This is a genomic window from Curtobacterium sp. VKM Ac-2861 (genome assembly GCF_013204965.1).
Taxonomy (GTDB): domain Bacteria; phylum Actinomycetota; class Actinomycetes; order Actinomycetales; family Microbacteriaceae; genus Curtobacterium.
The window spans coordinates 924,182-937,479 of record NZ_JABMLA010000001.1; the positions used below are offsets into that span (position 1 = coordinate 924,182).

The following is a 13,298-nucleotide window of genomic DNA, read 5'->3' on the forward strand; positions in this document are numbered from 1 at the left end:
GGAATCCCAGGCTCCCCCAACCATGACGTGTCACCGTCTTGCTCGTGACCACCGAAACCCCGCGCGGGCGCCGCAAGGCCGTCATCTGGATCTCCGTCATCGCCGCCGTCGTCGTGCTCGGCGTCATCGGGGCGATCGTCGCGACGAACGTCTACACGAGCAACGAGAACGCGAAGGCGTCGGCGGCGCCGTCCGTGGCCGCCAGCCGCGAGGCCTCCACCCTCGACGACTCCGACCTGTCCGGCGCGTGGACGGTCGGCGGCGACTCCGAGGCCGGCTACCGCCTGCACGAGGTCCTGAACGGCTCCGACGTCACCGTCACCGGCCGCACCGACAGCGTCTCCGGCAGCGCCACCGTCGACGGCACGAGCATCACGAAGGCGACGATCACCGTGCAGGTCGCCGACATCGCCACCGACTCCGACCAGCGCGACTCCTACTTCCGCGACTCCGCAATGGACACCGCCGCCTTCCCCGAGGCCACGTTCGAACTCTCCGAGCCGATCGCCGACGCGGTCCCGAGCGGCTCGGACACGACGACGGTCACCGCTGCCGGCAAGCTCACGCTGCACGGCGTCACGAAGGACGTCACCGCCGACCTGCAGGTCGGCCTGAACGGCGACGGCGTCGACATCTCCGGCTCGATCCCGGTCACCTTCTCGGACTACGGCGTGCAGGCGCCGAGCCTCGGCTTCGTGAAGGTCGACGACTCCGGCACGGTCGAGTTCCTGGTGCACGCGACCCCCGCGAGCTGACGTCCGCAACTCGCGTCACGCCCGTGACGTGCGCGACAGGCGGACGGGAGGCCCGTGGCGGCCCCGCCACGTGCCTCCCGTCCGTCCCCTGCTCGCGTCCCAGGCCGCGCCCTCTCGCGCATGCGTGCGCATGTTGCGACCTTCCACCCGTCGAACCCGCGGTGTTTCGTCGGAACATGCGCACGAACCCATTGCGTGCGCATCCTGCGACAGAACACGCGTCGATCACCTCGTGGATCGTCGGAAGGTGCACGCGCACCGACCGCTACCCGCGCGCGTCGCCGTCGACGACCAGGTCCCGCACGACCCCGGGCAGCTCGGCGATGAGCCCGGTCATCGGGAACGGCCCGCCGCCGGACGCCCGCCGCGCCGCGAGCCCGTGCACCACCGCGGCCGACGCGGCCAGGTGCGCGAGGTCCGACGGCGTCAGGGACGACCCCGCAGCCTCGACGGACCCCTGCCGCGCGGCCACGAGCGCGCCGAGCACCCCGCCGAGCACGTCCCCGGCACCGGCGGCGGCGAGCCACGGCGTCGCCGACGACGCCACCAACCGGACCGACCCGTCGGGCGTGACCACGTGCGTGCGCTCGCCCTTGAGCAGCACGACGCTGCCGGTCTGCTCGGCGGCACGGAGCGCTGCGGCGGCGGGATCCTGCTCGATCGACTCGCGGGAGACGCCGAGCAACGACGCGAGTTCGCCCGCGTGCGGGGTCAGGACGGCGAGCGGGCCGAGGTCGACGAGCGGGATCGCGCCCGCGTCGACCACGACCGGGACACCGTCGTCCGAGGCGTGCGTGAAGCCCGAGGCGGTCGTGTCGTCCAGGTCGCCGAGCGACGACGCCGAGATTCCTGAGCCGACGAGCCAGGCCTGCACCCGACCGACACCGGCGACGGACTCGGGGCGACGCGCCAGGACGTGGTCCGACGCCCGCGACGGCCCGACGTACCGGACCATGCCGACACCGGTGTGCACCGCGGCGTCGACCCCGAGCACCGCGGCACCCGGGTACTGGTCGGAGCCGGTCGCGATGCCGAGCACCCCGCGGCGGTACTTGGTGGACTCCCCAGTCGGCGCGGTGACCCACGCGGCGGCATCGGACGGCTGGACGGGCACGAAGTCGTTCACCGGCCCCACGTTACGGTGGAGCGCATGAGCCTGTTCCTGCCTGGTCGCGTGGTGGTCTTCGACTACGGCGAGGTGATCAGCCGGACGCCGCACGCGTCACGCGATGCCCTCGTCGAGCTGACGGGGGTGCCGGCCGACGAGCTGTTCCCCGTCTACCAGGAGCTCCGCCACGACCTCGACCGCGGCGACCTGTCCGTCGTGGCGTACTGGCGGGCGATCGGCGAGCGCGTCGGGCGGAACTGGAGCATCACGGACATCCACCGGTTCTGGGCCGTCGACTTCACCGGGTGGTTCGAGGTCGAACCGGAGACCCTGGCGATCGTCGAGGAGCTGCACGACGCGGGGACCCGGGTGGCGCTGCTGTCGAACGCCGGCTTCGACTTCGGTGACCCGTACCGACGCTCCCCGATGGGCTCGCTGTTCGAGACGGTGGTGGTGAGCGCCGAGGAGCACGTCCTGAAGCCCGACGCATCCATCTACCGCGACACGTGCGCGCGTCTGGGAATCGAGCCGCAGCAGATGGTGTTCGTGGACAACAGGGCCGAGAACGCCACCGGCGCGGAAGCGATCGGGGCGGTCGGCCACCACTACACGTCGTCGGCGTCACTGCGGTCGTTCCTGACGGAACTCGCGGCCGAGCCGGCGCCCGTCCCCTGAGGAGTCCCGCGTGACGCACGCCCTGTTCGAGCCGATCACCATCCGCGACCTGACGGTCCGCAACCGCATCTGGGTCTCCCCGATGTGCCAGTACTCGGCCGAGGAGCAGGACGGCGTGCCGACCGCGTGGCACTTCGTCCACCTGGGCGGCTTCGCCAAGGGCGGTGCCGGTGCGGTGGTCGTCGAGGCCACCGGCGTGGTGCCGGAGGGCCGGATCAGCCCGCAGGACCTCGGGCTCTGGAACGACCAGCAGCGCGACGCCTTCAAGCCGATCGTCGACTTCCTGCACGCGCAGGGCGCTGCCGCCGGTGTCCAGCTCGCGCACGCCGGCCGCAAGGCATCGACGTTCCGCCCGTGGGAGTCCACGCACGGTTCGGTCCCCGCCGACCAGGGCGGCTGGTCCACCGTCGCCCCGTCCGCCGTGGCCTTCGACGGCTACGCGGTCCCGCGCGAGCTCGAGGCCGAGGACATCCGGGTCGTCGCGCTGGCGTTCGCGCAGTCCGCTCGCCGCGCCGTCGAGGCCGGGTTCGACCTGGTCGAGATCCACGCCGCCCACGGGTACCTGCTGCACCAGTTCCTCTCGCCGCTGAGCAACCACCGCGCGGACCAGTACGGCGGGTCGCTCGAGAACCGCGCCCGGGCACTGCTCGAGGTCCTCGACGCCGTCCGTGCCGAGGTCGGCGAGGGCTTCCCGATCGTCGTGCGGTTCTCGGCGACCGACTGGGTGGACGGCGGGCTCACGCTCGACGAGACCACGGAGGTCGCTCGGTGGGCTGCGGAGCACGGCGCGGACCTGGCTGACGTCTCGACCGGCGGCAACGTCGCGAGCGCACCGATCCCGGTCGGCCCCGGCTACCAGGTGCCGCACGCCGCGGCGATCAAGCGCGACGCCGGCATCGGCACCATCGCGGTCGGCATGATCTCCGAGGGCTTCCAGGCCGAGCAGATCGTCGCGACCGGACAGGCCGACGTGGTGATGGTGGGCCGCGAGTTCCTGCGCGACCCGGGCTTCCCGCTGCGCGTGGCCGTCGAGCTCGGCGTGACCGTCGACTACGAGCCGCAGCAGTACCACCGCGCGCGCGTCACGGCGTAGACGCGCGGCCTTCCTGAACGGATCCTCGGTCGGCCCCTCGGGCAGGCAGTACGATTGGCAGCACTGTGGACGATCCCCCGAATAGTTCTTCGCCTCACTCATCCGCCGCTCACTCGGTGAGCTGCACGTCATCCCCGTGCGCGGACGGGGGTGAATCATGAGTCCGATCGACATCGTCATGCTCGTCGGCGGCATCCTGCTGACACTCGGCACCGGCGTCTTCGTCGCGTCCGAGTTCGCGCTGGTCAACCTCGACCGCGCCGACGTCGAAGCGCGTCGCGACCGCGGTGAGCCGGGCCTGGCACCCGTCATCGGGGCGTTGAAGGTCACCTCGACGCACCTGTCCAGTGCGCAGCTCGGCATCACGCTGACCACGCTGCTCACCGGCTACCTGCTCGAGCCGTCCATCGCGAAGTTGCTCGAGGCGCCGTTCCTGGCGATGAACCTGCCCGAGGGCATCGTCGAGACCGTCGGATCGATCATCGCGCTCGTCATCGCGACCCTGCTGTCGATGATCCTCGGCGAGCTCGTACCGAAGAACTTCGCGCTCGCGCTGCCGCTGCAGACCGCGAAGCTCGTCGTGCCGTTGCAGATCGCCTTCACGACCGTGTTCAAGCCGGCGGTCGCGGTGCTCAACGGCACCGCGAACGCCGTGCTGCGGTCGATCGGCATCGAGCCGCAAGAGGAACTCTCCGGTGCTCGCAGCGCCGAGGAGCTCACCTCGCTGCTCCGCCGTTCGGCGTCCGAGGGGTCGCTCGAGCAGGACACCGCGACGCTCCTCCAGCGGACGATCTCGTTCTCGGAACTCAGCGCCAGCGACGTGATGACGCCGCGCCCGCGGCTCTCCACCATCCGGGTGTCCGAGTCCGCGCAGGACGTCATCGCCCTCGCCCGCAAGACCGGCTTCAGCCGCTTCCCCGTCATCGAGGAGGACGCGGACGACGTCGTCGGCATCGTGCACGTCAAGCAGGCCGTCGCCGTCCCCCGCGAGAAGCGCCCGGAGGTCCCCGTCGGGGCGCTCATGACCGATGCCGAACGCGTGCCCGAGACGATGCCGGGCGACACCCTGCTCGCCGAGGTCCGCGGCCGCGGCTACCAGATGGTCATCGTGGTCGACGAGTACGGCGGCACCGCGGGGGTCGTCACGCTCGAGGACCTCATCGAGGAGATCGTCGGCGAGGTCTCCGACGAGCACGACCGCGCGCGCATCGACGTGGTCCGCTCCCGCGACTGGCTGACCTTCCCCGGTCTCCTGCGTCCAGACGAGCTCGAGGACCGCGCCGGCGTGAAGGTGCCGGAGGACGGCCCGTACGAGACCGTCGGCGGCTTCCTCATGTCGACGCTCGGCCGCCTGCCCGTCGTCGGTGACGAGGTCCCGCTCGACAGCGGAGTCTTCCGGGTCGAGCGCCTGGACGGCCGCCGGATCGACCGCATCCGCTGGACCCCGACGCCCCCGCCGACGGACACCGCGGCGACCGCCATCATCATCCCCGCCACGAAGACCGGCGCCAAGACCGCGAAGCGGTCCGAGACGAAGGAGAGCACCCGATGAGCTCCGACTGGTGGGGCATCTTCTGGCTCTTCGTGCTGCTGCTCGGCAACGCGTACTTCGTCGCCGCCGAGTTCGCCGTCATCTCCGCCCGCCGATCGCAGATCGAACCGCGCGCAGAAGAGGGCTCGAAGGCCGCGCAGATGACCCTGTGGGCGATGGAGCACGCCACTCGCATGCTCGCGACCACGCAGCTCGGCATCACGGTCTGCTCGCTGCTCATCCTGAACGTCTCCGAGCCGGCGATCCACCACCTGCTCGAGGTGCCGCTGCACCTGACGGGCTGGAGCGTCGAGGTCATCGGCACCGTGGCGTTCGTGGTCACGCTGCTGCTCGTCTCGTTCCTGCACGTGGTGTTCGGCGAGATGGTCCCGAAGAACATCTCGTTCTCGATGCCGGACCGGGCAGCACTGCTGCTCGTGCCGACGCTCTGGTACATCGGCCACGGCCTGCACTGGGTCATCGTCGGCCTGAACGAGGTCGCGAACGCCGTGCTGCGCCTGTTCCGCGTCGAGCCCAAGGACGAAGCCGTCAGCGCCTTCACGGTGGAAGAGGTGCAGACCATCGTGGAGCAGTCCCGCCGCGAGGGCACCCTGACCGACGACGGCAAGCTCGCCCTGGCGTTCGAGTTCACCGAGAAGAAGGTCCGCGACGTCGCCGTGCCGATGGCCGAGCTCGTCACCCTGCCCGAGGACGCCACCCCAGCGGACGTCGAGCGTGCGGTGGCGCAGCGCGGGTTCTCGCGGTACGTGCTCGTCGGCGAGGACGGCTCCCCCACGGGCTACGTGCACGTGAAGGACGTCATCGACCTGCGGCCGGACGAGTTCGACGACCCGGTGCCGCCGAAGCGCATCCGCCAGCTCATCTCGCTCTACACGGAGATGGACCTGGAGGACGCCCTGGCCACCATGCGGGCTGCTGGCCGCCACGTCGCGCGGGCGTTCGACGCCGACGGCCGGACCCTCGGTGTGCTCTTCCTCGAGGACATCCTCGAGGAGCTCGTCGGCGAGGTCGAGGACGCGACCCGACGCCGGTAGCCGCACCGCCAGTTCCGCCAGTCCCGCCAAAGCGACAGATTCCCGCGAACGTTCCGCAGGGAACTGTCGCTTTCGCGATGGCGGACGGGAGGCCCGTGGCGGTCTCGCCACGGGCCTCCCGTCCGTTCGTGGTCGCGACCAGGGCCGCACCCGCCTGCGCGCTACCAGCTGACGGGGAGCGGCTTGCCCTCTTCGTAGCCGGCGGCGGACTGGATGCCGACCAGGGCACGCTCGGAGAACTCGGCCAGCGACGCGGCGCCCGCGTAGGTGGCGGAACTCCGGACGCCCGTGGTGATCATGTCGAGCAGGTCCTCGACGCTCGGGCGCTCCGGGTCGAGGTAGATCGTCGACGACGAGATCCCCTCGGCGAAGAGCTCCTTGCGGGCCCGCTCGTACGGGTCGAGCCGCTCGAACCGCTCGCGGACGGCCTTCGCGGACGCCATCCCCCAGCTCTCCTTGTAGGCCTTGCCGGCGGCGTCGCGACGGAGCACGCCCGGCGCTTCGAGGGTGCCGGCGAACCACGAGCCGATCATCACGGCCGAGGCGCCGGCCGCCAGGGCGAGGGCGACGTCGCGCGGGTAGCGCACCCCGCCGTCGGCCCAGACGTGCGCGCCGAGGGACCGGGCGGCGGCGGCGGTCTCGAGGACGGCGGAGAACTGCGGCCGACCGACGGCGGTCATCATGCGCGTGGTGCACATGGCGCCGGGCCCGACACCGACCTTGATGATGTCCGCGCCCGCGTCGACGAGGTGGGCGACGGCGTCGGCGGTGACGACGTTGCCGGCGACGAGCGGGATGCCGAGCCGGAGCCCCGCGACGGTGCGGAGCGCGCGGAGCATGCTCTCCTGGTGGCCGTGCGCCGTGTCGAGCACGAGCACGTCGACCCCAGCGGCCGCGAGGGCCTGCGCCTTGGCGGCGACGTCGCCGTTGATGCCGATCGCGGCCGCGACGCGCAGACGACCCGAGGCGTCGACGGCCGGCGTGTAGATGTCCGAGCGGATGGCGCTGGTCCGGCTCGTGGTGCCGACGACCTTGCCGTGCCGCACGACGGGTGCGAAGTCGACCTCGGCGCCGCTCAGCACGTCGTAGACGTGGCGGGGCGTGCCGGCGTCCTCGGCGTCGATCGCGGTCGAGGCGCCGTGCAGCAGGTCGCCGAGCGTCGCGTCGGGACCGGCGTCGCCGAGCCGGCTGGCGGGGACGCACCCGAGGTACTCCCCAGCGGCGTCGCGGACCACCACGCCCCGACCGGCGACGGGCAGCAGCTGCTCGAGTGCCTCGGCAACGGTGGTGGACGAGCCCATGTCGTAGGCGGTGTCGTAGTCGACCGGCTGGTCCTTCACCCAGCGGATCGCGGCGTCGAGGTCCTGCAGGTGCATGTCCTGCGGCAGGACGCCGAGGCCCCCGCGCCGGGCCAGGGTCGCGGCGAGGCGCGGACCCGTGACCGAGTTCATGTTGGCACTCACGATCGGGATCGTCGCACCGCTGCCGTCGTTCGACGCGAGGTCAACGTCGAAGCGGCTCGTCACGCCGGAACGGCTCGGGACGAGGAAGACGTCGGAGTAGGTCAGGTCGTGTGTCGGCCGCGTCTCGTAGAACCTCATGGGCCCCACTGTACGGCTCCGCCCGGAGGCCGGACCGGGCCCCGACTCGCGCCGCGGCTGACACCGAACGGACATGTGCGAGCGGCTAGGCTTGGCACCTGTGCGGGGCAGGGTTGCACCGCACGACACACACGAGCATCTATCGACGGAGAGTGGGCGATCGGCTGTGTCGAGCCATCTGACCGGAACGGACGAGACCGCGGGCGAATTCGGGGCGAACGAGTGGCTCGTCGACGAGCTCTACGAGCAGTTCGTCGCGGACAAGGAGTCGGTCGACAAGTCCTGGTGGCCGGTCCTCGAGAGCTACCACCGCACGCAGGTCGGCGGCGCTCCGGCAGCTGGCCAGCAGTCCTCGACGCCCGCGCAGTCGACCACGCAGCAGCCCGCGACCGGTGACGCGCCGGCCCCGCAGCAGGCGGCAGCGCAGCAGGCGTCGGCGCAGGGTGGTCCGATCCAGGCGAAGACCACGTCGCGCCAGCCGACCCCGCCGCCGATCCCGGCCGAGGCCAACGACGCCGCCGACGACCACGAGGAGACCCACGAGGACGTGGCGACCCCGCTCCGGGGCATGGCGAAGACCCTGGCGTCGAACATGGACGCCTCGCTGACCGTCCCGACGGCCACGAGCGTCCGGACGATCCCGGCGAAGCTGATGATCGACAACCGGATCGTCATCAACAACCACCTGCGCCGTGCCCGCGGCGGCAAGATCTCCTTCACCCACCTCATCGGGTGGGCGATGGTGCAGGCACTCAAGGACTTCCCGAGCCAGAACGTGTTCTACGAGGAGCGCGACGGCAAGCCGTTCGTCGTCGCCCCGGCGCACGTGGGCCTCGGCATCGCGATCGACGTCCCGAAGAAGGACGGCACCCGGTCGCTCCTCGTGCCGAGCATCAAGCGTGCGGAGACCCTGACCTTCGGCCAGTTCCTGTCGGCCTACGAAGACCTCGTCAAGCGGGCCCGCGACAACAAGCTGACGCCGGCCGACTTCCAGGGCACCACGATCTCGCTCACGAACCCGGGCGGCATCGGCACCGTGCACTCGGTCCCCCGCCTGACCAAGGGGCAGGGCTCGATCATCGGCGCCGGAGCCCTCGAGTACCCGGCGCAGTTCCAGGGCTCGGCGTCGAAGACCCTGGTCGAGCTCGGCATCGGCAAGACCATCACCCTCACGAGCACCTACGACCACCGGGTGATCCAGGGCGCCGGTTCGGGCGAGTACCTCAAGCACGTGCACGAACGCCTCATCGGCGAGCACGGCTTCTACGACGGCATCTTCGCGGCGCTCCGGATCCCGTACAAGCCGATCCAGTGGGCGAACGACATCAACGTCGACCTGGCGCACCGCGTCAACAAGACCGCCCGCGTGCAGGAGCTCATCAACAGCTACCGCGTCCGCGGGCACCTGATGGCCGACATCGACCCGCTCGAGTACCGCCAGCGCACGCACCCCGACCTCGAGATCGAGAGCCACGGGCTGACGTTCTGGGACCTCGACCGCGAGTTCGTCACCGGCGGGCTGGCCGGCACGACGAGTGCTCCGCTGCGCGACGTCCTCGGGATCCTGCGCGACGCCTACTGCCGCACCGTCGGCATCGAGTACATGCACATCCAGGACCCGGAGCAGCGCCGCTGGGTGCAGGAGCGCATCGAGGTCCCGTACTCGAAGCCGTCGAAGGACGAGCAGCTCCGCGTCCTCGGCAAGCTCAACGAGGCCGAGGCCTTCGAGACCTTCCTGCAGACCAAGTACGTCGGGCAGAAGCGCTTCTCGCTCGAGGGCGGCGAGTCCACCATCGCCTTCCTCGACACGCTCATCCAGCACGCCGCCGGTGTCGGCCTGGCCGAGGTCGCGATCGGCATGGCCCACCGCGGTCGCCTGAACGTCCTGACGAACATCGCCGGCAAGACCTACGGCCAGATCTTCCGTGAGTTCGAGGGCTCGTCCCTGCCGGGCTCGGTGTCCGGTCAGGGCTCCGGCGACGTCAAGTACCACGTCGGCACCGAGGGGCTGTTCCGCACGTCGGACGGCTCGAGCATCCCCGTGACGATCGCGGCGAACCCGTCCCACCTCGAGGCCGTCGACGGCGTGCTCGAGGGCATCGTCCGCGCCAAGCAGGACAAGCAGGGCCCCGGTTCGACGAACGTCCTGCCGGTGCTCGTGCACGGCGACGCGGCGATGGCCGGCCAGGGCGTGGTCGTCGAGACGCTGCAGATGTCGCAGCTCCGTGGCTACCGCACGGGCGGCACCGTGCACCTGGTCATCAACAACCAGGTCGGGTTCACCACCCCGCCCGAGTCGGCGCGCAGCTCGGTGTACTCCACCGACGTCGCGAAGACGATCCAGGCACCGATCTTCCACGTGAACGGCGACGACCCCGAGGCCGTCGCACGCGTCGCCGACCTGGCGTTCGCGTACCGCGAGGCGTTCCACCGTGACGTCGTCATCGACCTCATCTGCTACCGCCGCCGCGGGCACAACGAGGGCGACGACCCCTCGATGACCCAGCCGCTCATGTACAACCTGATCGAGGCGAAGCGGTCCGTCCGCACGCTGTACACCGAGGCCCTCGTCGGCCGCGGTGACATCACGCAGGAAGAGTACGACGAGGCGCACCGCGACTTCCAGGACCGCCTGGAGCGGGCCTTCGCCGAGACGCACGAGGCGCAGACCGGCACCATCCCGGTGATCCAGGTCGACGACGACGGCGCCGTGCAGGGGCTCGAACGCCCGGCGGCGCAGCAGGACGACTCCGAGGTCGAGGTCCGCGAGACCGCAGTGTCCGAAGAGCTCGTCCGCTCCATCGGTGACGCGCACAGCAACCCGCCCGCTGGCTTCTCGATCCACCCGAAGCTGCAGCAGTTGCTGTCGAAGCGCACCGACATGACGCGCAACGGCGGCGTGGACTGGGCGATGGCCGAGCTCATGGCGATCGGTTCGCTGCTGGTGGAGGGCAAGCCCGTCCGGTTCGCCGGCCAGGATGCCCGCCGCGGCACCTTCGTCCAGCGCCAGGCGGTGTTCCACGACCGGTCGAACGGCCAGGAGTGGCTGCCGCTGTCGAACCTGACCGAGGACCAGGCCCGGTTCACCATCTACGACTCGCTGCTCAGCGAGTACGCGGCGATGGCGTTCGAGTACGGCTACTCGGTCGAGCGGCCCGAGGCACTCGTGCTGTGGGAGGCGCAGTTCGGCGACTTCGCGAACGGCGCCCAGACCGTCATCGACGAGTTCATCTCGTCGGCAGAGCAGAAGTGGGGGCAGCGCTCCGGCCTCGTCCTGCTGCTGCCGCACGGCTACGAGGGCCAGGGACCGGACCACTCGTCCGCCCGCATCGAGCGCTACCTACAGCTGTGCGCCGAGGACAACATGGTCGTCGCCCGCCCGTCCACTCCGGCGTCGTACTTCCACCTGCTGCGCCGCCAGGCGTGGGAGCGTCCGCAGAAGCCGCTGATCGTGTTCTCCCCGAAGGCCATGCTCCGCCTGCGCCAAGCGACGAGCGCGGTCGAGGCCTTCACGAACGGCACGTTCCAGGAAGTGATCGACGACGACCGCGTGGCCCAGAAGGCGGCGGTGCGTCGCGTGGTCCTGCACTCCGGCAAGGTGCACCACGACCTGCGCGCCGAGGTGGACAAGCGCGGGGTCACCGACGTCGCCCTCGTCCGGCTCGAGCAGCTCGCGCCGCTCCCCCTCGAGCGCATCCTCGAGGTGCTGGCGAGCTACCCGGACGCCGACGTCGTGTGGGCGCAGGAGGAGCCGGAGAACCAGGGCGCCTGGCCGTTCGTCTGCATGAACCTGTCGCCGCACCTCGACGGTCGACCGCTGTCGGTCGCCGCCCGTGCCGCGAGTGCAGCGCCGGCCACCGGGTCGTCGAAGCGCTCCGCGCAGGAAGCCACCGAGGTCATCGAGAAGGCGCTCGGCTAGACCCCACGCCGGGGTGCGCTACGCGATCTTCGTGTAGCGCACACCCGCGTCGTGGTACCCGCGCTTCTGGTAGAACCGGTGCGCGCTGTCCGTGGCAGCCGCACTGACGGCGCTCAGGCGACGCGCGCCCTGCTCGACGGCCCATGCTTCGAAGGTGCCGATGAGCGCCGAACCGGTGCCGAGCCTCCTGGCCGTGTCGTCGACCACCAGCAGCAGGAGCTGCGCCGTCGGCTCGTCGCTCGCGTACGCCCAGGTGACCTGCGCGCCGGCGACGGCGACCGCGCGACCGTCGTCGCCGCGCACCACCCAGGTGCGGTGTCCGGCCTCGGGCGTGAGCCGTTCGAGGCGTGCGCGCATCGCGGCGTCGTCGACCTCGTGGCCGAGCAGGCGGACGAGGGCAGCGACGTCGGAGACGTCCGTGTCGGACCAGGTGGTGATCGACTCGACGAGGAGGGTCATGTCCGTGACACTACCGACCCGACCCGCCGTGTGACGACGGAGCCGAGGACCTCAGTGGGTCGACTGCTCCAGCCGGATGCGCGCGAGGATCTCGCCACGCAGTTCTTCCGGAGCGGTCTCCTTGCACGCGCGGCGCACGGTCTCGATCAGGACGACGCCGACGCGGTGTTCGGTCGTGCAGTCCTCGCAGTCGTCCATGTGCTCACGGATGTCCGCCGCGTCCTCGCGGCAGAGCTCCCCGTGCAGGAACTCCTCGAGCTCGGCCTTCGCCTTGGAGCAGTCGCAGCCGCTCATCGTGCTTCCTTCCCATCGACGCGACCCTCGGTCGCGGCAGTCTTCCGGCCTCGTCCGCGCATCGTCGCCGTCGACGCTGCGTCCGGGACGATGCCGGTCTCACGGGCGTGGTCCGCCAGGAGCCCCCGGAGGAGCCGGCGACCACGGTGCAGACGGCTCATGACCGTCCCCACGGGGGTCTTCATGATGTCGGCGATCTCCTGGTACGAGAAGCCCTCGACATCAGCGAAGTACACGGCCATCCGGAAGTCCTCGGGGATGGCCTGCAGGGCGTCCTTGACGGCGGACGACGGCAGGTGGTCGATCGCGTCGGCCTCGGCGGACCGTGCGGAGATCGACTGGGTGACGCTCTCCGCGCCGCCGAGCTGCCAGTCTTCGAGCTCGTCGATGGTGCCCTGGTACGGGTTCCGCTGGTTCTTGCGGTACGTGTTGATGAACGTGTTCGTCAGGATCCGGTACAGCCAGGCCTTCAGGTTCGTGCCCTGCTTGAACTGGCGGAACGCGGCGAACGCCTTGACGAAGGTCTCCTGCACCAGGTCCGAGGCGTCGGCCGGGTTGCGGGTCATCCGCATCGCCGCGCCGTACAGCTGGTCCATGAAGGGCAGTGCCTGGGTCTCGAAGAGGGCCCGGAGTTCGTCGGCCGACACGGTCTTGGCGTCGACGAAGGACTCGTCGTCCGCTTCTTCCGCCTCGACCGCGTCGAGCTGCTCCTCGGTCTCCTCGACCAGGTCGTGCGGTGCTGCCTGCGGCTCGTCGGTCGTCATCGCGGGCCAGTCTAGAGCGAGCGACGTGGACACGCCGGGCAGGC

11 protein-coding genes are annotated in these 13,298 nt (G+C 70.7%); 6 read left to right on the forward strand and 5 right to left on the reverse strand.

Going from position 1 to position 13,298, the window contains the following annotated elements:
* Positions 1 to 44: 44 nt before the first annotated feature.
* On the forward strand, positions 45 to 755 hold the full coding sequence (locus HQQ88_RS04195; RefSeq protein ID WP_173168693.1) for a YceI family protein: 711 nt from the start codon (positions 45 to 47) through the stop codon (positions 753 to 755).
* 265 nt (positions 756 to 1,020) lie between these two features.
* Here HQQ88_RS04195 and HQQ88_RS04200 read toward each other — a convergent pair whose 3' ends face one another.
* Positions 1,021 to 1,881 (reverse strand): ADP/ATP-dependent (S)-NAD(P)H-hydrate dehydratase, encoded by an 861-nt coding sequence (locus HQQ88_RS04200; RefSeq protein ID WP_132100235.1) that lies wholly within the window; start codon positions 1,879 to 1,881, stop codon positions 1,021 to 1,023.
* Positions 1,882 to 1,905: 24 nt separating this feature from the next.
* Between HQQ88_RS04200 and HQQ88_RS04205 the strand changes: the two genes are divergently transcribed.
* The 4 genes from HQQ88_RS04205 (at position 1,906) to HQQ88_RS04220 (ending at position 6,217) form a co-directional block, all read left to right on the forward strand.
* A complete protein-coding gene (locus tag HQQ88_RS04205) occupies positions 1,906 to 2,538 on the forward strand; it encodes an HAD family phosphatase (RefSeq protein ID WP_173168694.1) in 633 nt (210 codons plus the stop codon).
* A 10-nt stretch (positions 2,539 to 2,548) separates the two neighbouring features.
* The gene (locus HQQ88_RS04210; RefSeq protein ID WP_173168695.1) at positions 2,549 to 3,631 is read left to right on the forward strand and encodes an NADH:flavin oxidoreductase/NADH oxidase; all 1,083 of its coding nucleotides are present in this window, start codon (positions 2,549 to 2,551) and stop codon (positions 3,629 to 3,631) included.
* A gap of 157 nt (positions 3,632 to 3,788) precedes the next feature.
* Positions 3,789 to 5,183, forward strand: coding sequence for a hemolysin family protein (locus HQQ88_RS04215; protein ID WP_173168696.1), 1,395 nt, complete (start codon positions 3,789 to 3,791; stop codon positions 5,181 to 5,183).
* Positions 5,180 to 6,217, forward strand: a complete 1,038-nt coding sequence (locus tag HQQ88_RS04220) for a hemolysin family protein (protein WP_123294216.1) — start codon at positions 5,180 to 5,182, stop codon at positions 6,215 to 6,217. The genes HQQ88_RS04215 and HQQ88_RS04220 overlap by 4 nt, the downstream gene beginning before the upstream one ends.
* Positions 6,218 to 6,378: 161 nt before the next feature.
* Here HQQ88_RS04220 and HQQ88_RS04225 read toward each other — a convergent pair whose 3' ends face one another.
* The gene (locus tag HQQ88_RS04225) at positions 6,379 to 7,818 is read right to left on the reverse strand and encodes a GuaB1 family IMP dehydrogenase-related protein (RefSeq protein ID WP_173168697.1); all 1,440 of its coding nucleotides are present in this window, start codon (positions 7,816 to 7,818) and stop codon (positions 6,379 to 6,381) included.
* Between the two features lie 166 nt (positions 7,819 to 7,984).
* Between HQQ88_RS04225 and HQQ88_RS04230 the strand changes: the two genes are divergently transcribed.
* Positions 7,985 to 11,737: a multifunctional oxoglutarate decarboxylase/oxoglutarate dehydrogenase thiamine pyrophosphate-binding subunit/dihydrolipoyllysine-residue succinyltransferase subunit gene (locus tag HQQ88_RS04230; RefSeq protein ID WP_173168698.1), complete on the forward strand. Its 3,753-nt coding sequence runs from the start codon at positions 7,985 to 7,987 to the stop codon at positions 11,735 to 11,737.
* An 18-nt stretch (positions 11,738 to 11,755) separates the two neighbouring features.
* On the opposite strand, the gene HQQ88_RS04235 is transcribed toward HQQ88_RS04230, so the two are convergent.
* The 3 genes from HQQ88_RS04235 to HQQ88_RS04245 are packed head-to-tail and all read right to left on the reverse strand — an operon-like array spanning position 11,756 to position 13,254.
* Positions 11,756 to 12,196, reverse strand: a complete 441-nt coding sequence (locus HQQ88_RS04235) for a GNAT family N-acetyltransferase (protein ID WP_123294768.1) — start codon at positions 12,194 to 12,196, stop codon at positions 11,756 to 11,758.
* A 51-nt stretch (positions 12,197 to 12,247) separates the two neighbouring features.
* Positions 12,248 to 12,490: a zf-HC2 domain-containing protein gene (locus HQQ88_RS04240; protein WP_111086426.1), complete on the reverse strand. Its 243-nt coding sequence runs from the start codon at positions 12,488 to 12,490 to the stop codon at positions 12,248 to 12,250.
* The gene (locus tag HQQ88_RS04245) at positions 12,487 to 13,254 is read right to left on the reverse strand and encodes a sigma-70 family RNA polymerase sigma factor (RefSeq protein WP_123294769.1); all 768 of its coding nucleotides are present in this window, start codon (positions 13,252 to 13,254) and stop codon (positions 12,487 to 12,489) included. The genes HQQ88_RS04240 and HQQ88_RS04245 overlap by 4 nt, the downstream gene beginning before the upstream one ends.
* Positions 13,255 to 13,298: the final 44 nt, after the last annotated feature.